The following is a 17,289-nucleotide window of genomic DNA, read 5'->3' on the forward strand; positions in this document are numbered from 1 at the left end:
GGAGTTTCGCATGGAAAAGCTCAGCTTCAGGCTGACCGCAGCCAGATCCGCCGGCGGCACCCGCGCGCAGGCGATCGTCGGCGTCGTCGCCTCCGGCAATCTCGAGGTGCTGCTGGAACGCGCCTCGCCGGCCGACATGTGCACGATCGACATCGCAACCGCAGCTCACGGTTTCGGCGCGGTGTGGGACGCCGTGGTCCGCGACTTCGTCGCCCGCCGCTCTGCCGGCGGCTTGCGCATCTCCATCAATGACGGCGGCGCCCGGCCGGACACGGTCGCGCTGCGCCTTGCGCAAGGCGTCCGCAAGATCGAGGAGCCGGAACGATGACACAGGTCGCAGCCAACACTATTTCGCTGAGCTGGTACGAGGCGAGCGCCCGGCAGCGCATCGACGCGCTGGTCGATGCCGGCAGCTTTTCCGAGTACATCGGCCCCGAACTGCGCGAGATCAGCCCGCATCTTTCGATCTTCGACCTGCCGGAGCAGTTCGACGACGGCATCGTCGTCGGCCGTGGCCGCCTGGAGGGATCGCCGGTGCTCGTCGCCGCGCAGGAAGGACGCTTCATGGGCGGCGCCTTCGGCGAGGTCCACGGCGCCAAGCTCACCGGCCTCCTGCGCGCGGCGCGTACGCTCAAGCACGACGTGCTGATCCTGTTCGACACCGGCGGCGTGCGGCTCCAGGAGGCCAATGCCGGAGAGCTCGCGATCGCAGAGATCATGCGCGCGGTGGTCGAGGCACGCCGCGCCGGCATCAACGTCGTCGGCCTGATCGGCGGACGTGCCGGCTGCTATGGCGGCGGCAGCCTGATCGCCGGCACCTGCTCGCGCCTGATCGTGTCCGAGCAGGGGCGGATCAGCGTCAGCGGTCCCGAGGTGATCGAGACCAACAGGGGCATCGAGGAGTTCGACTCGCGCGATCGCGCGCTGGTCTGGCGCACCATGGGCTGCAAGCACCGCTATCTCATCGGCGGCGCCGACATGTTCGTCGACGACGAGGCGCTGGCGTTTCGGCATGCTGCGATCGACGCGCTCAAGATCAAGCGTGGCTGCGACACCAGCGCTCTCGCAGCCGAGCAGAAGCGCCTGGAGCGCCGCCTGCAGCGTTTCGGTGAAGCCGAGGACGCCGTCGAGATCTGGCAGGCGCTTGGTATCGACGCGCCGACCGAGATCCCCGCGCTTCCGACCGACGCCTTTCTTCACGCGGCAGACACAAGGGAGAACGCCGATGACGCTCGATGACATCCTGGCCGGCCTGTTCCCGAACGGCCGCAAGATCGAAACGACCGGCGCGATGATCGCGGGACAGGCGACCCTGCCTGATGGCGGGGCGATCCACGTGCTCGGCATCACGCAAGGACAGCCGCTCGGCGTGGACGAGGCGATCGCGCTCGCAGGGCGCGTGATCGAGATCATCAAATCCAACGATCGGGCGCCGATCCTGGTCCTGGTGGATTCCGCCAGCCAGCGCATGAGCAAGCGCGACGAGTTGCTTGGCCTCAGCGAATATCTATCGCATCTCGCCAAGGCCCTGCTGCTGGCAGAGGCCGAGGGACACCGCACGGTCGGCCTGCTCTACGGCGGCAGCGCGGCCGGCGCGTTCATCGCCACCGCTCTTGCCACCGGCACGCTGGTGGCGCTTCCCGGCGCGCATCCCGCCGTGATGGATCTGCCGTCGATGGCGCGGGTCACCAAGCTTCCGATCGAGGTGCTGAAGGCCAAGGCGGAAGCGACACCCGTTTTCGCGCCCGGGCTCGACAACATGGTCCGCACCGGCGGCATTCACGTCGTCTGGGACGAAACTGCGCCCCTGGCGCCGCAGCTTGCGGCCGTGCTGGCACAGCCTGCCGGACGGGACGAACGCAGCCAGCTCGGCGCGGAGCGGGGCGGACGTCGAAAGGCGGCCGAGATCGCCGATCGGGTCGTCGGACTCGCCGCGATATCGCAGCAGGGCGCGCAACATGGCTGAAGCGCACGCGCGTCACACCATGGTGAAGGCCTCGGCCGCCGGATGGGCGGCCGTGATGAGCCGCCACCCCGAACTCGCCAGCGAGCCGATCATCGACGGCTGGGCGCGCGCCGACCGCCCCCTCATCGTTCGCCGGCCGGCGTGCAGCGATGCCGCCGGCATGATTCCGCTCGGCCTGCCGCTGCCGCCCAGCCACGGCAAACGGCGCATCGCGTTCGCGCTCGCACCCGGCGACATCATCGCATCGGCTCCGCCGCCATCCTTGGCCGATGCGGCCGCCGCGGCACCTGCGCGCTGGCGGGAGACGATCGGCCTGCTGCTCCAGCTTCTGCCGGAGACACGCACCTTCGGCAGCCTGGCCTGGCAGCATCTCACCGGCCTGCCCTATCTTTCCGACAGTTCGGACCTCGATCTGCTCTGGCCGCTGTCGTCGGCAAGGCAAGCCGACACTCTGCCGTCGGACATCGGCCGGATTGCGAACCAGGCGCCGATGCGGCTGGACGGTGAGATCGTTGGTCGCGCGGGAGGCGTCCAATGGCGCGAGCTCATCGGTGCTGACGACGATGAAGTCCTCGTGAAAGGCCCCGCCGGCGTCATCAGCACGACGCGCGCCGCGTTTCTGACGGGGAATCTGTCGTGACCGTCGCGCTGAGATGGCAATCGACACCTGCCAACGCGCCCGATGCGGCGCAGCTCGGTGATCTGGCGTCGCTTTGCTTGAAGCTCGAAGTCGAAACTCATCCGAAACCGGGGCTCGTCAGCCATGTCGACAATGGCGCGCACAGCGACATGGACGCCGGGCTCTTGTGCCGCAGCGCCGATACCTTGAGGCCATTCCTCCGTGATCTGGCGCTTGCCGGAGCCGAAGGCGCCGGCATGAGCCGGTTGCGCGCGATCGGGGTCGCCGCCGAGCGCGCCATGCTCGCGGAAACCGGAGGCGTCAACACGCATCGCGGCGCGATCTTCGGACTGGGTCTGCTCTGCGCCGCGGCCGGATATCGCGGCGCGCTCGGCATTCGCAAGTCGCTCGGCGATCTGGTGTCGCAGCGCTGGGGCGAAGATATCCTTTCGGGTCCCATATCCTTGCGCAGCCACGGCGCCATGGCCTCGCGGCGCTACGGTGCCGGCGGCGCCAGGGCGGAGGCGGCTTGCGGCTTCCCGTCGGTCTACGAGATCGCCCTGCCCGCCCTGCATGCTGCGCGAAAGCTCGCTCGTTGCGATGAGGAAGCGGTCCGCGTTCAGACCTGCATGACGCTCATCGCCGATGTCACCGACACCAACCTCCTGCATCGCGGCGGAGCGGAGGGATTGCACTTCGCCCAAGCCAGCGCATCCGCATTTCTTGCCGCCGGAGGCGTTGGACGTCACGGCTGGCGCGAGCGAGCCATCGAGATTCATCAGGCATTCGTGGCACGCAATCTCAGTCCCGGCGGCTCGGCTGATCTGCTGGCCATGGCCCTCTTCGTCGACCGGCTGGACCCCTGATGCTTGCTCTGCTCTGCGGTGGACAAGGCACCCTCTCGGACAAGATCTTCGATCTGGCCGCCGGTCAGCCTGCCGCGGAGCCTGTTTTCGTCGCGGCAACCGCGCATCTTGGCGAGGATCCGCGGGAGTTCGTCCGGACGCACAGCGCAGACGAGCTGTCCGCAAACCATGTCAGCCAGATCCTGACCGTCACGTCGGCACTCGCGATCCATGCCTGCATTGCCGATCTCCTGACCGAACCTGCGGCCGTCACCGGCTACAGCGTCGGCGAGATGACCGCCTGGAGCATTGCAGGGATATGGACCGCCGATGAAGCCTTGCGATTGACGGCTGTTCGCGCGCGCCTGATGGATAGCGTCGCCGGCCCCGATGGCCGCCTCGGCTATGTCCGCGGGCTCGACCCGGCCGCGCTCGAACGCCTGCTCGGGAAGCATCGCTGCGAGATCGCGATCAGGAACCCCGATCGTCTCGTTGTCGTCGGAGGCGCCGAGCAGGACGTGATCGACCTCTGCGAGGAAGCGATACGACAAGGCGCCACGCGCACAGGTCTGCTCGCCGTGAAAATCGCCTCGCACACGCGGCAGCTCGAACAGGCCTGCCGCCCCCTTCAACTGGCGCTCGACGCCAGCACACGCTCCGCCATTGCAAGCCAGCGCGTCCTGCTCGCCGGAGGCGATGGCGAGCGCATCTTCTCCGCGAGCAACGCAACCGCAAAGCTCGCCCGGCAGGTGGCGCGCCCGATCGACTGGTCGGCGACGCTGGAAGCCCTTGCGGAGCTGGGCGTCAGCAGGGTGCTGGATCTCGGTCCGGGACACGCGCTCGCCGAGATGATGCAGGCCTTCCTTCCCTCCATTCGCTGCTACGCGGCGGACGGATTCCGCACGGTCGATGGCCTGCGAAACTGGATTGCGGCCGAATAGCCAATCGGCAGCGCGAGGCCGTTGGAATTACAGAATTGCTTTGGATATCGGGCTGTTGGAAGAGCCGGATGGTGCCCAGGGGCGGAATCGAACCACCGACACTGCGATTTTCAGTCGCATGCTCTACCAACTGAGCTACCTGGGCGTGCTGAGGGAAGGACCCAAAGAGAAGGTCAAGGCCCATCGAGCGGGCGGTTTATAGTGGGCTGAAGGCCGCCTGTCCACCCGGCTTCGCCTGAAGGCTACGCCGGGCGCGACCCGGCTGTGCACAAGGTGGGGTGGCGTTGCCGCGGCTGGCGTGCGGCACGCTGGAAGCTCAATTAAGTAATTGATATTGCTTTTCTATTCAACGTCATCCACCTCGTCGTCGCGGCCGGGAATGACGTAGGAGCCTTTCAGCCAGCGGTTCAGGTCGACGTCGCGGCAGCGCGAGGAGCAGAACGGGTGGGTGGCCTGCACGGCGGGCTTGCCGCAGATCGGGCAGGTTTTGAGCGGGCCGGTGGGCATTTTGACCTGGTCGTCCATGATGTCGGCAGCTTACACGGGGTGAAAACGTTCAAGAGCCTGTCCGCAAACAGGTTCCTCGGGCGGACGCGCAGGCGTCGCGGCCCGGGTCCCGCGGGCCAATTCTACTGTGCATGGGGTTGTTTTCGAGATTTTTGTTAAGACCCGTCCGGCGCGGCATTCGCGCTCACACGGCGGTGGCGTTGAGCCAGCCGAAGCGGATCGGGAAGCCCTCGCCGCCGAGCAGCGTCGTGGTCTCGTAGAGCGGTAGGCCGACGACGTTGCTGTAGGACCCCACCATCTTCACCACGAAGGAGCCGGCGATACCCTGCACGGCGTAGCCGCCGGCTTTGCCGCGCCATTCGCCGGAGCCGATATAGGCCTGGATGTCGTCCTCCGACAGGCGCTTGAAGCGGACGCGGGTCTCGACCAGGCGCTGGCGGAAGGCCTCGCGCGGCGTGACGAGGCAGATCGCGGTATAGACGCGATGATTGCGGCCCGAGAGCAGCCGCAGGCACTGCGCCGCCTCGTCCACGAGATTGGCCTTGGGCAGGATGCGGCGGCCGACCGCCACCACCGTGTCGGCGGAGAGGATGAAAGCGCCGCGCAATTCGTCGTCGAGCTGCACCGATTTCAGCGCCGCATCCGCCTTGGCCCTTGCGAGGCGATTGGCGCAGGCGCGCGGCAGCTCGCCCCGCTTCGGCGTCTCGTCGACGTCGGCCGGCCGGAGCGCGTCCGGCTCGATGCCGGCCTGGTTGAGCAGCGACAGGCGCCGCGGCGAACCGGAGGCAAGTACGAATTTGGGGCGGCCAAGCATCAGGTGATTTTGGGGATGAGGCAGGGGTGAATTGCGCGCGGAACCTATCGGAAGGGGGCTGATTTCACAACCCGGGAACCCGGACTTTGCTGATTCGAGGTGTCCGACATGCCTGTGCCTGCAGTCTGTGACGCGGGTGTTACGCCCACCGGATGCTACCCGCTCGCTGCGCCCACTTTCGCGAAGCGCCGGCGGATGCGCAGCAGCAGCTGGTCGCAGACCTCGCGGTAGGCGGCGAGCTTCTGGTCGCGGCTGCCTTCGATGGTGGTGGGATCCTGGGTCGGCCAGTATTCGACGTCGGCCGCGAGCGTGCGGGTCAGCTCCAGCGCCTTGTGATGCGCCTCCGGCGACAGCGTGATGATGAGGTCGAAGTTCAGCCCCTCCCAGTCCTCCAGCTCCTCGAAGGTCTGCGGCCTGTGGACGGAGATGTCCTGGCCGAGCTCGGCCATCACGGCAACGGCGAAAGGATCGAGCTCGCCCTTCCTGGCGCCGGCCGACTTCACGTAGAGGCCCTGCGGAAACATGTGCCGCAGCAGGCTCTCGGCCATCGGCGAGCGCACGCTGTTCATCGCGCAGGCGAACAGCACCGATTGCGGATCGCGTGCGCGTGGGGGCGCAGCCATCCGCGCTTACCCCTTCCAGTGCAGAACAGTAATGAGCGTGAACAGCCGGCGCGAGGTCTCGAAGTCGACCCGCACCTTGCCCTTCAGCCGCTCCTGGAGCGTGCGCGATCCCTCGTCATGGATGCCGCGGCGGCCCATGTCGATGGCCTCGATCTTGTCCGGGGTCGCGGTGCGGATCGCCTGGTAATAGCTGTCGCAGATCATGAAATAGTCCTTCACGATCCCGCGGAACGGCCCCAGCGACAACAGATGCACGACCACGGGCGCGCCGTCCTCGCGGCGGATGTCGAACATCAGGCGGTTGCCGGTGATGCCGATATGCAGCGTGAACGGCCCCTTCCCGTCGGCGCCCTCCGGCGCGAACAGGTTCTGCTCGATCAGGTCGTAGATCGCAATCGCGCGCTCATGCTCGATGTCGGGCCCGGAACGGCCGATCGATTCCTCGTCGAGGGTGACCGCGACGATGCGATTGTTGGAGTCGTCCTGTTCGGGCGGCTTTGTCATGACAGATTGAGGCGCAATCCGATCGAGCGCGAATGGGCGTCCAGCCCTTCCGCCTTGCCAAGCGTCATCGCAGCAGGTCCCAGCGCACGAAGCTGATCCGGGCCGCATTTCAGGATCGAGGTGCGCTTCATGAAGTCGTGCACCGAGAGGCCCGAGGAGAATCGCGCCGAGCGCGCCGTCGGCAGCACGTGGTTGGAGCCGCCGACATAATCGCCGATCGCCTCCGGCGTATGCGCGCCGAGGAATACCGCGCCGGCATTGCGGATCTGTGCGGCGAGCGCGTCGGGATCGATCGTCATGATCTCGAGATGCTCGGCGGCAATCGCATCCGCAAGTGGGATGGCGTCGTTGAGATTCTTCACCATGATGATGGCGCCGAAGTCGGCCCAGGAGGCGCTCGCGATCGCGGTGCGCGGCAGCGTCTTCAGCTGCGCCTCGACCGCCTTCTCGACATCGGCGGCAAGGCGTGCGGAATCGGTGATCAGGATCGATTGCGCACTCGTGTCGTGCTCGGCCTGCGCGAGCAGGTCGGCGGCGATCCAGTCGGCATTGCCGGTGTCGTCGGCAATGACCAGCACCTCGGAGGGGCCGGCGATCATGTCGATGCCGACCTTGCCGAACACCAGCCGCTTGGCGGCGGCGACATAGGCGTTGCCGGGACCGACGATCTTTGCGACCGGCGCGATGGTGGCGGTGCCGTGCGCGAGCGCGGCGACGGCCTGCGCGCCGCCGACACGGTAGATCTCGGTGACGCCGCCGAGCTTTGCCGCCGCCAGCACCAGCGGATTGAGCTTGCCGTCCGGCGAGGGCACCACCATCACGAGGCGCGAGACGCCGGCGACCTTAGCGGGCACCGCGTTCATCAGCACCGAGGACGGATAGGCGGCAGTTCCCCCGGGCACGTAGAGGCCGGCGGACTCGATCGCGGTATAGCGCCAGCCGAGCTCGACGCCGAGCGGGTCGATGAAGCGCTCGTCCTTCGGCAATTGGCGGCGATGATAGGTCTCGATGCGGTCGCGCGCGAGGCTCAAGGCATCCAGCGTCGCGGCATCGCAGGCCTTCACCGCAGCCTCGATCTCGGCGGCCGAGACGCGAAGGCCGGATGCGTCCAGTGTCAGCCGGTCGAACTTCGCCGTGGCCTCGAGCAGGGCGGCGTCGCCGCGCCTCGCCACGTCGTCGACGATCGCGCGCGCGGCGGCCTCCACGTCGGCCGAGACCTCGCGCTTGGCGGCGAGGAAGGCCGCGAATCGCTGGTCAAAATCGGCGCTGCTGCGGTCGAGACGAACGGGCATGTCTGGCTTGGCTTCTGGCTGGTTTCTCGGGGCGATTGGCGCACCAGGTCCCCTGCTCAATGGCGCGACGGCCTCCCGCCGTCAACCCTTGCGAGACGTCGTCGTCGCCCATCGCCATCCTGCTTCGATGTCGTCCTGGCGAAAGCCAGGACCCATTACCCCAACTTGTTGTAATTGAAGCAGGATGTGGTTCCGGCCCACTCCATCACGACCACCGGTGGTAATGGGTCCTGGCTTTCGCCAGGACGACAGCAGGAGTGGGGTCATTCCCATTCCTCACCCCTCCGCTTCGATCCCCGTCCCCAGTTCGTCCGCCCCGAGATCGGTCAGCTCGCATTCGAGGCATTCGACATCGAGGCGGATGGCGCCGCCCTGGGCGAACAAGAGCAGGGCGCTGCCGCCGGGCTCCTCGTCGTGGCCGTCCTGGGGGTGAAACTCGATGCCGACGAGGTCCAGAACCTCGTCCGGGGCTCCGAGGTCGATGTTGCGCGATTTGCAGGCAAGCACGCGGTCGAAGCGGAGCGCGGCGACCAGCCGGCGCGGCTCGGTCTCGCCGTCCAGCGTCTGCTCCCAGTCCAGCCGGCTCATGCCGACCACCAGCCGCTTCTCGCTCTGCCGCCAGATGATGTCCGAGGCCTGCACCCGGGCATCCTGCACATGGGTGGAGATCACGGCGAGATCGTCGGCATCGAGCGCGATCAGTTTGAGCTGGGGCGACATCGCCGGCATTTCTCCTGGGGGGCGGGTACGGCCCAACGCGCGCGGCCGCGGAAATTTCCTTAGAACTAACGACCCGGCGGACTAGAGGCTATTGATATCCTCCATCTCCAGCACCTTGCGCGGATACCCCTCCCGGGCGACGCGGATCATGGCGCGGCCCATCTGCTCGGTGGAGGTGACGAGCCGCGGCGAAATCCGGCGCAGCACCGACCAGAGTGGCCAGGTTGCGGCATACACGGCCTGCACCCAGGCGGTCTTGGAGCGGGCACCATGCAGGGGCTGGATCGCGCCGGGCCGGAACATGTAGGCGCCCTTGAACGGCAGCTTGAGCAGATCGTTTTCGGTCTTGCCCTTGACCCGCGCCCACATCCGCGAGCCCTGCTCGGTGGAGTCGGTGTGGGCGCCGGTGACATAGGTGAAAGTCATCTGCGGATTGAGCCGCGCCAGCGTCGTCGCCGCGGCGAGCGTGAGGTCATAGGTGAGATGACGATAGCGCTCCTCGCTCATGCCGATCGAGGAGACGCCGAGGCAGAAGAAACAGGCGTCGAAGCCGGTCAGTTGAGACTCGATCGCCGAATAGTTCGTGAAATCGTCGTGGATGATCTCGGTGAGCTTGGCGTTGCGCACGCCGGTCGGACTGCGGCCGACCACGAGCACGCGGTCGATGCCGGCATCGACCAGGCACTCGCGCAAGACGCCCTGCCCGACCATGCCGGTCGCGCCAAAGATGATGACTTGCATCGGGACGTCCCCAACAGCGTCGCGGCTCATGCGGCGACCGCGATGTCGTCGAAGGATACACCGGTCAGCGTTGCCGAGACATCCCACAGCATGGCCGCCGCGGCGAAATCCTTGGCCCATGGCATGATCTTCGCCGGCGCTGGCGGCCCCTTCAATTCATAGAACCCGTTCGGACCGTAATAGCCGCCGGGCTCGGCCGCCGGCGAGGTCGCCGCGAACAGCGTGGGCAGCGCGCCCTCGACGGCGGACTGGCTGATAAACGGCTGCAGCCAACGGCCGACGCGCCACTGGAGCGTGTTGGCGCCCGGCCCGTTCGCAATGAGATCGGTCCGCGCGTAGCCGGGATGGGCGGCAACGCTGGTCACGCCCCAGCCGGCGGCGAGGCTGCGACGCTGCAATTCCAAGGCAAACATCAGCATCGCCAGCTTGGACTGGCAATAGGCCCGCCACGGACGATAGGAACGCTTGCCTTGCAGATCATCGAAATTGATCGCGCCGGAGCGGTGCGCGAGGCTCGAGAGATTGACGATTCGAGACGCTTTCGCCCGGCGAAGCTGCGGCAACAGGCGCGCCGTCAGCGCGTAATGGCCGAGATAGTTGGTACCGAGCTGCATCTCGAAGCCATCCTCGGTCTGCTGCCGTTTCGGCAGCGCCATCACGCCGGCATTGTTGACGAGGAGGTCGAGCTGCTCGTTGCCGGCGGCAAAGCGCCGGGCGAAATCGGCCACGGAGGACAGGCTGGCGAGGTCGAGATGCTCGTAGGCGATCAGCGCATTGGGAAACCGCTCGCAAATGCCCTCGATCGCCCGCAGGCCCTTTGCGTCGTTGCGTCCGGTGAGTATGACAATGGCACCGGCGCCCGCCAGCGCCATCGCCGTCTCGTAGCCGAGCCCGCCCGTCGCGCCGGTCACGACGGCGGTCCTGCCGCTGAGGGAGGGGATGTCTGCCGTGGTCCAGTCGGTCATGCCATAGCTCCAGGCTATCAGGGGGTGGAATAAGGCCCGCGACCGGTCTAAATGTGCACTAAGTGCAAATTTGCAAGAGGTGAAATAATTTGAAGGCTTCGAAGCACGCTAGCAGACGCGCCAAGCCCTTGTCCTCCGGAGAAAAATCCCCGGCGGCGCCCGGCCTGCGCGAGCGCAAGCAGCAGCAGACCCGCGAGCGACTGAAGCGCGCGGCGATGGCGCTGTTCCTAGAGCGCGGCTTCGAAACCACGACTATCGACGACATCGCGGCCGCTGCCGATGTGTCGCGCCGCAGCTTCTTCCATTATTTCGCCTCGAAGGAGGACGTGGTCGCCGCCTGGCAGGAGGATGCCGCGGCCGCGCTGGTCTCCGAGATTCTCGCACGGCCTGCGGACGAATCCATGCTGACGGCGGCGGAGAATGCGATCGCCGCGGCGGTCAAGCGGATCGATCCGACCGAGGCGGCAGCGATGTCGCGGCTCAAACGCGACAATCCCGCGCTCCACGCGCGCGACCAACTCAAATACGAAAAGCTCGAGCGCGCGCTCGCGGACGGGCTCACGCAACGCTCCGGCCGCAAGTCGGACCGGCTGAAGGCCCGGCTCGTCGCCATGATCGCCACCGGCGCGATGCGCGTCGGCGGCGAGAGCTGGATCGGCGAAGGTGCGCGGGAGAAGCCGGAGGCTTTCGTGAAGCGCACGTTCGATGCGATCAGGGCGATATTGAAGTGATCGCTTACCCTCCCCTGGAAGGGAGGGTAAGCGCGGACTTACTCTTTGAAGAACGCCAGCAGGTCCGCGTTGATGGTCTCGGCATGCGTCGTCGGCATGCCGTGCGGGAAGCCCTTGTAGGTCTTCAGGATGCCCTTCTTGAGCAGCTTCGCGGACAACGGCGCGGAGTCGGCGTAAGGCACGATCTGGTCGTCGTCGCCGTGCATCACCAGCACGGGCACGCTGATCTTCTTCAGATCCTCCGTGAAGTCGGTCTGCGAGAACGCGACGATGCCGTCGTAATGCGCCTTGGCGCCGCCCATCATGCCCTGGCGCCACCAGTTCTGGATCACCGCTTCCGACGGTTTTGCGCCGGGACGGTTGTAGCCGTAGAACGGGCCGGCGGCGATATCGCGGTAGAAGGCCGAGCGGCCGGCGGCGAGCTGCACCTGGAAATCGTCGAACACGCTCTTCGGCAGTCCGCCGGGATTGGCCGCGGTCTGCACCATCAGCGGCGGCACCGCGGAGAGGATCGCGGCCTTCGCCACCCGGCTCTCGCCATGGCGCGCGATGTAATGCACGACCTCGCCGCCGCCGGTGGAATGGCCGACGTGAATGGCATTCTTCAGGTCGAGATGCGCGGTGACCGCCGCAAGATCGTCGGCATAGTGATCCATGTCGTGGCCATCGGCGACCTGCGCCGAGCGGCCGTGACCGCGGCGGTCATGGGCGATGACGCGGTAGCCGCGCGTGACGAAGAACATCATCTGCGCGTCCCAGTCGTCGGCCGACAGCGGCCAGCCATGGCTGAACACGATCGGCTGACCCGAGCCCCAGTCCTTGAAAAAGATCTCGACGCCGTCTTTGGTGGTGATGGTGGGCATGGTGGGGCTCCTTTGAGTGGAACGTCATTCCGGGGCGCGCGTCCGCGCGAACCCGGAATCTGGAAATTGTCGCGCTAGATTCCGGGCTCATCGCGGCGCGATGCCCCGGAATGACGAGGGTTCGTGCGATCAGGCAAACGCCATCGGCTTGAAGCGGCGCCAGGCGCCGATGGTCAGCACCACGAAGAACACCAGCACGATGCCCTGCACCACGGCGAACACCGGGCCGGACGGCGGCGCCGGCGGCACGGCGGGCGCGAGCGCGGCGAGCGCCGGCACCTTCAGGAACGACTGGATCACCAGCACGAAGACGTTGAAGTACAGCGAGATCATCGCGGTGACGATGTAGACCGGGCGCCAGACGCCCGCGAGCTTCATGCCGTAGAGCGCGATGCAGGCGATCGCGAGCAGCACCAGCGAAATGATGCCGATGATGTGCGAGGGCAACAGCTCCTTGAACGGAAACAGGAAGCCGGTCGCGCTGGTGAGGATCGTGAACAGCAGGAAGATCGCAGTGAGGCCCGGCATCGGCTTCGAGCCGAGCAGGCCGAACATCACGACGAGGCCGGCGACGATGGCGATCAGGCTTATGATGACATGGACCATCGTGAAGACGGGCAAGCTCAACCCTAGAACCATGACATCTCTCCTACTCTCTGCATTGAGATGGAGATTAGTATTACGCCCCTCATGAGATTGCCACATGCGTTGTCGTCACACGCATGGGCAAAGCCATGCGTCATCGTGCGAATCGACAAACGCATGGCTGAATTTTTTGCATCGCTGTCACAAACGACAGCAGGCTTCGACCAAAATTGAATCGATTGTTCACGCTTCCTTGGTGTCGAAGATCAAGAGGTCGGCACCGCCGCTGGCGAATTTCGGCACGTCGGCGCCTGTCGCCTTGCCTTCCGGACTGGCGAATGCCGCCTGAATGTCGGCCACGCTGTCGAAGGTGAGAATGGCGACGAGATGGATTCCGGAAGGACCTGCGGGAGATGCGACCGGCCCCTTGCTGACGGCGTATTTCTTCAGGCCGGGAAGCTTCTTGGCGAGCGGAATGTGGGTCTCGGCGTAGTACTTGTCGAAGGCCGCAGCATCCTTGGGTGTTTTGTAGAGCACGACGATTTCAGCCATTGAGTCCTCCCTTGGGAATCCTTGTTTTTCCACGCGCGATTGGCCTCGCGACCAGGCGATAGTCTGTGGGACGCAGCAAGATGGCAAGCCGGATTCGACTTGCCATTCCCTTGCCTTCTCCTTGACTAAAGCGCCGGTTTTGCGGCGTCGCCGAGATAGCCGTGCAGCGATGCGACGACTTGCGCGCCCTCGCCGATGGCGCCGCCGACGCGCTTGACCGAGCCGGAGCGGACGTCGCCGACGGCGTAGACGCCGGGCACGGAGGTCTCCAGCGGCGCCACGAGCCGGCCCTGGTTCTGCTCGGACTGCGCGCCTGTCACGACGAAGCCGCCGCGATCGAGCGTCACGCCGCAGCCGTCGAGCCAGCCGGTGGCGGGATCGGCGCCGACGAACAGAAAGAGATTGCGGATGTCGGCAGAATCCTCGTCGCTCGACAGCCGGCTCTTCCAGCGGATGCGCCGCAGCAGCGAGGCCTCGTCGCCCTCGAGCGCCGTGATCTCGGTGTTGAACATCAATTCGATGTTCGGCGTCGCTTCGATGCGCTCGATGAGATAGCGCGACATGCTGGCGCCCAGACCGCCGCCGCGGATGATCATCAGCACCTTCTTGGCGTGACCCGACAGGAACACGGCGGCCTGGCCCGCCGAATTGCCGGCGCCGACCAGGGCGACCTCCTCGCCGGCGCACAGCTTCGCCTCGACCGGAGAGGCCCAGTACCAGACGCCGCGGCCCTCGAACGTGTCGAGCTTTGCGATCTCCGGCCGGCGATAGCGCGCGCCGCTCGCGACCACCACCGCGCGCGAGCGCAATGTGTCGCCGCAATCCAGCGCGAGGGCGAAGGTGCCGCCACTGCGCGAACAGTCCAGCGACTTCACCGACATCGGGATCATGATCTCGGCGCCGAACTTCTGCGCCTGGGTGAAGGCGCGGCCGGCCAGGGCCTGACCCGAGATGCCGGTCGGAAAGCCGAGATAGTTCTCGATGCGCGCGCTGGCGCCGGCCTGGCCGCCGAAGGCGCGCGTATCGACGACCGCAACCGAGAGACCTTCGGAGGCCGCGTAGACCGCGGTCGCGAGCCCTGCCGGCCCGCAGCCGACGATCGCGACGTCGTAGATCCGATCATCCTTCGCCCCGCCGATCATGCCGATGGCGCGCCCGAGCTCGATCTCGCTGGGATTGCGCAGCACGCTGCCGTCGGCGGTGACGACCAGCGGCCAATCTTCCGGCTTCGGCGAATAACGCGCGATCACCTCGGCCGCGTCGTGCTCGCTGTCGGCATCGAGCAGATGATGCGGCTGGCCGTTGCGGGTGAGGAAGCCCTGCAAGCGCACCACGCCGGCGGAGTTCGACGGCCCGATCAGCACCGGGCCACCGACGCCGCCCTGGATCAGGCTGACCCGGCGCAGAATCAGCGCGCGCATGATGCGCTCGCCGAGCTCGGCTTCGGCGACCAGCAGGGCCCGCAGCCGGTCCGGCGGGATCAGGACCACCTCGACATCGCCCTCGGCGCGTCCGTCGACCAGCGCCGGCCTCCCCGAGAGCTGGCCGAGCTCGGCCAGGAACTGGCCGGGTCCCTGGTCGATCACCGGGCTGACATGACCGAGCCCGTCGCGCTGGGTGATGGCAACATGGCCCTTCAGGATGACGAACATGCCGGGCCCCGGCTTGCCGGTCTCGAACAGCAGCTCGCCATCCGAATAGGTGCGGAGCTCGCCGAAATGCCTGATGCGCTCGATCTCGGCCGATGTCAGCGCGGGAAAGGTCTGCTCGGGGCGCGTGAACCGCGACATCAGCGCCTCACGGTCGTTTCGTTGCTGTCCGTCTTGCCCCATTGCCACGTCGCTCAACTCCAAAATTTCCAGCCGCCGGATTTTAACCGCCGGTCTTGCCGGCGGTCCCCTCATCTAGGGATGCGTCGTCATTCTGCGAGGGCTCGGCGCTTGCGGCGCGCTCGCGCGCCTGCAGCTTCCGCCGCTTCAGGTTTTCACGCAGCGCCGATTTCAGCCGGTCGTCCCGGGACACCCTCGCCGGCCTCGTGCTCTTGTCGTTCTCGTCAGCCATCACCGGTCCATTGCAGCGATCGGCGATAACATGCCCAATGAACGTGGCAGCTCAAGAGGCCCGCGCGATCCGATCGTGCGAAATTCCAAAATGAGGCGAATCCGGCAGCTCGGCCAACTGGCCAGTTGGGTGGGGACATCGGAACCCGAATCGACGGAAAGGCGGTCGTTTCGAGCCAAAACGGGCATTTTGGCCCCGATATCGGCCCGATTTTCTCGTCTTGGCAGGGCTTGCAAGCTTGCACAGGAGGGGGGCTTGTGGCAGATATCGGCCCGCTTGGTAGGCCCCTCGTGGCGGCCGATTCTAGATCCCAGCACATGCTGCCGTAGCTCAGTGGTAGAGCACTCCATTGGTAATGGAGAGGTCGACAGTTCAATCCTGTCTGGCAGCACCATTCTCTGGGTCAAATCACGCACAGATCGGCATTCTCGCGGCATGCAGTGCCCGAGTTTTGTTCTCACCTTGACCCTCTTTAGGTGAAGAGGGCGCAGGGAAGGCCGGGTGCCGGCTGGCACCCACGATCCGCTGCGCGAAGAATTTGCACACGCAAATGCGCAGGCGGGACAACAGGTGGGCCGGAAAACACCCGGCCTTCCCTGCGCGATGGGTTGACGGCGTATGCGCGCTCTCCCCGGAGCCGAGTTCCTTCTGGCCTCCGTCACCTTGCGAATTGGCGATGCCCGAGACCCGGTCGAGCCCCGATTCATCTCCGCAAGGCTTGACCGTAGCAACGACGGTCAGGACCACGCGTCTTTGCCGTACGCAGCTTCATCCGGCTTCGCTTTAGTAGCTTCGCCGGACTTCGGCGCCGTCCGTCTGCACGCAGCAGGACCTCACGAGGTTCATCTCGCCCTGGTCCCGCATTCGCGTGCCCGACGCAGCCGCGTCCACCGCACCCCGATCCACGTTCGTTACGACGTACGATCGCCCCTCTCCGAGGACCGGGATGGCGAGACAATGCCGCAAACCCGAATTTCGGTAAAGTGGAATATTTTTGCAAAGGAGGGTTGACGGATTTTTGCGGGAGGCAGGTGTTTTGCCCGACGGGCAAATTGGCGAGCACGGAGACACAAGCCCGACGACACTCCGCAGACCTGATGCCGAGGTTCTTACCTGTTGGTCCGCGCCAGTAAGGTTAATTGTTCCTTTCGATTGTCGGTAAAGTTTTATCTATTATCGTCTTTGTCATTCATAACGAACCCGAGGCTTCGATAGTGTTTGCGTGTTGCCTGATCGTGACTGGGACTGCGCTGCTTCTGTCCGGCTTGGTTGCCTTCGGCTTTCATAGAAACTCGCTGCATTCAATGGCGTTGCTCTAGCCGCACCAGCCTTTGCAGAGCGAAGCGAAACCCGTCAGAGCTTGATCGGCGGTAAAGCAGGATGGGTCTCGCAAGTGCTCTACCCATCCTACGCATGATCAGTTGTCTTCATCCACCTGATGCCCGGCGAAGCGATCGTCGGAGCGGCGCAGCCGCCGGCAAAGCTCGCGGTTGATGTTCTGCAGGACGATCACATAGGCGTGGATATCGGCCTTGTAGCAGGCGTAGAGTTTTTGCGCCGTCAGCTCGTACAGCACCGTCGGGCTCTCCGCGACCACCGTGGCGGAGCGGTTTTGCATTTCGATCAGGGTCATCTCACCGAAGAAGTCCCCTCGCTCCAGAACCGAAATCGGGATGACGCTTCCCGCAGCCGCCCGCTTGCTCACCGCCAGCCGGCCGGACTTGACGATGAACAACGATCGTCCCGGATCGCCTTCCGCCACGACGGTCGCTCCGGCATCAAAGCGGCACTCGACCAGCATCGACATCAGCAGGTCGAGACCGGGGTCCGAAAGACCACCGAAGAACGGCGTCGCGAGCAGGAACGCTTTCAGATCGGGGGCACTGGCAACCATCGCGCGAGGATAAGCTTCGTTGCCTTCTGCGGCAAGCAGAGCAGACGACGCCGAACGTGTTGAAAC

The 17,289-nt window shown here is 65.8% G+C and carries 21 protein-coding genes and 2 tRNA genes; 8 read left to right on the plus strand and 15 right to left on the minus strand.

What is annotated here, in order from left to right; translation table 11 throughout:
- The first annotated feature begins 10 nt into the window (after window positions 1-10).
- From mdcC to ACVWW6_RS03655, 6 genes are read left to right on the plus strand one after another with little or no spacing between them, the layout of a single operon-like run.
- Window positions 11-328: a malonate decarboxylase acyl carrier protein gene (gene mdcC, locus ACVWW6_RS03630; protein ID WP_028173631.1), complete on the plus strand. Its 318-nt coding sequence runs from the start codon at window positions 11-13 to the stop codon at window positions 326-328.
- On the plus strand, window positions 325-1,239 hold the full coding sequence (locus ACVWW6_RS03635; protein WP_456680141.1) for a biotin-independent malonate decarboxylase subunit beta: 915 nt from the start codon (window positions 325-327) through the stop codon (window positions 1,237-1,239). Before mdcC ends, ACVWW6_RS03635 begins: the two co-directional genes overlap by 4 nt.
- The gene (mdcE, locus tag ACVWW6_RS03640; RefSeq protein WP_456680142.1) at window positions 1,226-1,966 is read left to right on the plus strand and encodes a biotin-independent malonate decarboxylase subunit gamma; all 741 of its coding nucleotides are present in this window, start codon (window positions 1,226-1,228) and stop codon (window positions 1,964-1,966) included. The genes ACVWW6_RS03635 and mdcE overlap by 14 nt, the downstream gene beginning before the upstream one ends.
- Entirely contained in the window at window positions 1,959-2,606 is a 648-nt protein-coding gene (mdcG, locus tag ACVWW6_RS03645) for a malonate decarboxylase holo-[acyl-carrier-protein] synthase (protein WP_304550764.1), read from the plus strand. Before mdcE ends, mdcG begins: the two co-directional genes overlap by 8 nt.
- Window positions 2,603-3,451: a triphosphoribosyl-dephospho-CoA synthase MdcB gene (gene mdcB / locus ACVWW6_RS03650; protein ID WP_456680143.1), complete on the plus strand. Its 849-nt coding sequence runs from the start codon at window positions 2,603-2,605 to the stop codon at window positions 3,449-3,451. The genes mdcG and mdcB overlap by 4 nt, the downstream gene beginning before the upstream one ends.
- A complete protein-coding gene (locus ACVWW6_RS03655; protein ID WP_456680144.1) occupies window positions 3,451-4,371 on the plus strand; it encodes an acyltransferase domain-containing protein in 921 nt (306 codons plus the stop codon). Before mdcB ends, ACVWW6_RS03655 begins: the two co-directional genes overlap by 1 nt.
- A gap of 69 nt (window positions 4,372-4,440) precedes the next feature.
- Here the strand turns inward: ACVWW6_RS03655 and ACVWW6_RS03660 are convergent.
- The 9 genes from ACVWW6_RS03660 to ACVWW6_RS03700 all read right to left on the minus strand — a co-directional run bounded on the left by ACVWW6_RS03660 (window position 4,441) and on the right by ACVWW6_RS03700 (window position 10,537).
- Window positions 4,441-4,516: transfer RNA gene (locus ACVWW6_RS03660), tRNA-Phe, on the minus strand.
- A gap of 197 nt (window positions 4,517-4,713) precedes the next feature.
- Window positions 4,714-4,896: a DNA gyrase inhibitor YacG gene (gene yacG / locus ACVWW6_RS03665; protein ID WP_011084078.1), complete on the minus strand. Its 183-nt coding sequence runs from the start codon at window positions 4,894-4,896 to the stop codon at window positions 4,714-4,716.
- 166 nt (window positions 4,897-5,062) lie between these two features.
- On the minus strand, window positions 5,063-5,692 hold the full coding sequence (locus ACVWW6_RS03670; RefSeq protein ID WP_011084077.1) for a Maf-like protein: 630 nt from the start codon (window positions 5,690-5,692) through the stop codon (window positions 5,063-5,065).
- Window positions 5,693-5,847: 155 nt separating this feature from the next.
- The gene (locus ACVWW6_RS03675) at window positions 5,848-6,315 is read right to left on the minus strand and encodes an arsenate-mycothiol transferase ArsC (protein ID WP_011084076.1); all 468 of its coding nucleotides are present in this window, start codon (window positions 6,313-6,315) and stop codon (window positions 5,848-5,850) included.
- Window positions 6,316-6,321: 6 nt separating this feature from the next.
- A complete protein-coding gene (locus ACVWW6_RS03680; RefSeq protein ID WP_011084075.1) occupies window positions 6,322-6,819 on the minus strand; it encodes a UPF0262 family protein in 498 nt (165 codons plus the stop codon).
- The gene (hisD, locus tag ACVWW6_RS03685; RefSeq protein WP_456680145.1) at window positions 6,816-8,111 is read right to left on the minus strand and encodes a histidinol dehydrogenase; all 1,296 of its coding nucleotides are present in this window, start codon (window positions 8,109-8,111) and stop codon (window positions 6,816-6,818) included. The genes ACVWW6_RS03680 and hisD overlap by 4 nt, the downstream gene beginning before the upstream one ends.
- 276 nt (window positions 8,112-8,387) lie before the next feature.
- Window positions 8,388-8,831, minus strand: coding sequence for a DUF2948 family protein (locus ACVWW6_RS03690; RefSeq protein ID WP_028173638.1), 444 nt, complete (start codon window positions 8,829-8,831; stop codon window positions 8,388-8,390).
- Window positions 8,832-8,912: 81 nt separating this feature from the next.
- A complete protein-coding gene (locus tag ACVWW6_RS03695; RefSeq protein ID WP_038965313.1) occupies window positions 8,913-9,572 on the minus strand; it encodes an NAD-dependent epimerase/dehydratase family protein in 660 nt (219 codons plus the stop codon).
- A 26-nt stretch (window positions 9,573-9,598) separates the two neighbouring features.
- Window positions 9,599-10,537 (minus strand): SDR family oxidoreductase, encoded by a 939-nt coding sequence (locus ACVWW6_RS03700; protein WP_456680146.1) that lies wholly within the window; start codon window positions 10,535-10,537, stop codon window positions 9,599-9,601.
- 89 nt (window positions 10,538-10,626) lie between these two features.
- Here ACVWW6_RS03700 and ACVWW6_RS03705 point away from each other — a divergent pair, with 89 nt between their 5' ends.
- Entirely contained in the window at window positions 10,627-11,268 is a 642-nt protein-coding gene (locus ACVWW6_RS03705) for a TetR/AcrR family transcriptional regulator (protein WP_060909317.1), read from the plus strand.
- 38 nt (window positions 11,269-11,306) lie between these two features.
- Here the strand turns inward: ACVWW6_RS03705 and ACVWW6_RS03710 are convergent, their stop codons facing one another.
- The 5 genes from ACVWW6_RS03710 to ACVWW6_RS03730 all read right to left on the minus strand — a co-directional run bounded on the left by ACVWW6_RS03710 (window position 11,307) and on the right by ACVWW6_RS03730 (window position 15,329).
- Complete coding sequence (locus tag ACVWW6_RS03710) at window positions 11,307-12,131, minus strand: alpha/beta fold hydrolase (protein ID WP_456680147.1); 825 nt, start codon at window positions 12,129-12,131, stop codon at window positions 11,307-11,309.
- Between the two features lie 129 nt (window positions 12,132-12,260).
- Window positions 12,261-12,770: a hypothetical protein gene (locus ACVWW6_RS03715; protein ID WP_060909319.1), complete on the minus strand. Its 510-nt coding sequence runs from the start codon at window positions 12,768-12,770 to the stop codon at window positions 12,261-12,263.
- Between the two features lie 189 nt (window positions 12,771-12,959).
- Window positions 12,960-13,268, minus strand: coding sequence for an EthD family reductase (locus ACVWW6_RS03720; protein WP_028173644.1), 309 nt, complete (start codon window positions 13,266-13,268; stop codon window positions 12,960-12,962).
- 125 nt (window positions 13,269-13,393) lie between these two features.
- Window positions 13,394-15,100 (minus strand): FAD-dependent oxidoreductase, encoded by a 1,707-nt coding sequence (locus tag ACVWW6_RS03725; protein ID WP_456683118.1) that lies wholly within the window; start codon window positions 15,098-15,100, stop codon window positions 13,394-13,396.
- A 40-nt stretch (window positions 15,101-15,140) separates the two neighbouring features.
- Window positions 15,141-15,329, minus strand: coding sequence for a hypothetical protein (locus tag ACVWW6_RS03730; protein WP_456680148.1), 189 nt, complete (start codon window positions 15,327-15,329; stop codon window positions 15,141-15,143).
- A gap of 319 nt (window positions 15,330-15,648) precedes the next feature.
- On the opposite strand from ACVWW6_RS03730, the gene ACVWW6_RS03735 reads away from it, so the two are divergent.
- Window positions 15,649-15,723 (plus strand) — tRNA-Thr (locus ACVWW6_RS03735).
- A gap of 1,023 nt (window positions 15,724-16,746) precedes the next feature.
- Here the strand turns inward: ACVWW6_RS03735 and ACVWW6_RS03740 are convergent.
- A complete protein-coding gene (locus ACVWW6_RS03740; RefSeq protein ID WP_456680149.1) occupies window positions 16,747-17,223 on the minus strand; it encodes a Crp/Fnr family transcriptional regulator in 477 nt (158 codons plus the stop codon).
- Between the last annotated feature and the right edge of the window lie 66 nt (window positions 17,224-17,289).

Source organism: Bradyrhizobium sp. USDA 3311, assembly GCF_054062495.1.

What these genes read in the sequence shown, in the direction of transcription:
- mdcC (WP_028173631.1), top strand. Translation starts at nt 11, where the DNA reads ATGGAAAAGCTCAGCTTCAGGCTGACCGCAGCCAGATCCGCCGGCGGC.
- ACVWW6_RS03635 (WP_456680141.1), top strand. Translation starts at nt 325, where the DNA reads ATGACACAGGTCGCAGCCAACACTATTTCGCTGAGCTGGTACGAGGCG.
- mdcE (WP_456680142.1), top strand. Translation starts at nt 1,226, where the DNA reads ATGACGCTCGATGACATCCTGGCCGGCCTGTTCCCGAACGGCCGCAAG.
- mdcG (WP_304550764.1), top strand. Translation starts at nt 1,959, where the DNA reads ATGGCTGAAGCGCACGCGCGTCACACCATGGTGAAGGCCTCGGCCGCC.
- ACVWW6_RS03655 (WP_456680144.1), top strand. Translation starts at nt 3,451, where the DNA reads ATGCTTGCTCTGCTCTGCGGTGGACAAGGCACCCTCTCGGACAAGATC.
- yacG (WP_011084078.1), bottom strand. Translation starts at nt 4,896, where the DNA reads ATGGACGACCAGGTCAAAATGCCCACCGGCCCGCTCAAAACCTGCCCG.
- ACVWW6_RS03670 (WP_011084077.1), bottom strand. Translation starts at nt 5,692, where the DNA reads ATGCTTGGCCGCCCCAAATTCGTACTTGCCTCCGGTTCGCCGCGGCGC.
- ACVWW6_RS03675 (WP_011084076.1), bottom strand. Translation starts at nt 6,315, where the DNA reads ATGGCTGCGCCCCCACGCGCACGCGATCCGCAATCGGTGCTGTTCGCC.
- ACVWW6_RS03680 (WP_011084075.1), bottom strand. Translation starts at nt 6,819, where the DNA reads ATGACAAAGCCGCCCGAACAGGACGACTCCAACAATCGCATCGTCGCG.
- hisD (WP_456680145.1), bottom strand. Translation starts at nt 8,111, where the DNA reads ATGCCCGTTCGTCTCGACCGCAGCAGCGCCGATTTTGACCAGCGATTC.
- ACVWW6_RS03690 (WP_028173638.1), bottom strand. Translation starts at nt 8,831, where the DNA reads ATGTCGCCCCAGCTCAAACTGATCGCGCTCGATGCCGACGATCTCGCC.
- ACVWW6_RS03695 (WP_038965313.1), bottom strand. Translation starts at nt 9,572, where the DNA reads ATGCAAGTCATCATCTTTGGCGCGACCGGCATGGTCGGGCAGGGCGTC.
- ACVWW6_RS03700 (WP_456680146.1), bottom strand. Translation starts at nt 10,537, where the DNA reads ATGACCGACTGGACCACGGCAGACATCCCCTCCCTCAGCGGCAGGACC.
- ACVWW6_RS03710 (WP_456680147.1), bottom strand. Translation starts at nt 12,131, where the DNA reads ATGCCCACCATCACCACCAAAGACGGCGTCGAGATCTTTTTCAAGGAC.
- ACVWW6_RS03715 (WP_060909319.1), bottom strand. Translation starts at nt 12,770, where the DNA reads ATGGTTCTAGGGTTGAGCTTGCCCGTCTTCACGATGGTCCATGTCATC.
- ACVWW6_RS03720 (WP_028173644.1), bottom strand. Translation starts at nt 13,268, where the DNA reads ATGGCTGAAATCGTCGTGCTCTACAAAACACCCAAGGATGCTGCGGCC.
- ACVWW6_RS03725 (WP_456683118.1), bottom strand. Translation starts at nt 15,100, where the DNA reads ATGGGGCAAGACGGACAGCAACGAAACGACCGTGAGGCGCTGATGTCG.
- ACVWW6_RS03730 (WP_456680148.1), bottom strand. Translation starts at nt 15,329, where the DNA reads ATGGCTGACGAGAACGACAAGAGCACGAGGCCGGCGAGGGTGTCCCGG.
- ACVWW6_RS03740 (WP_456680149.1), bottom strand. Translation starts at nt 17,223, where the DNA reads ATGGTTGCCAGTGCCCCCGATCTGAAAGCGTTCCTGCTCGCGACGCCG.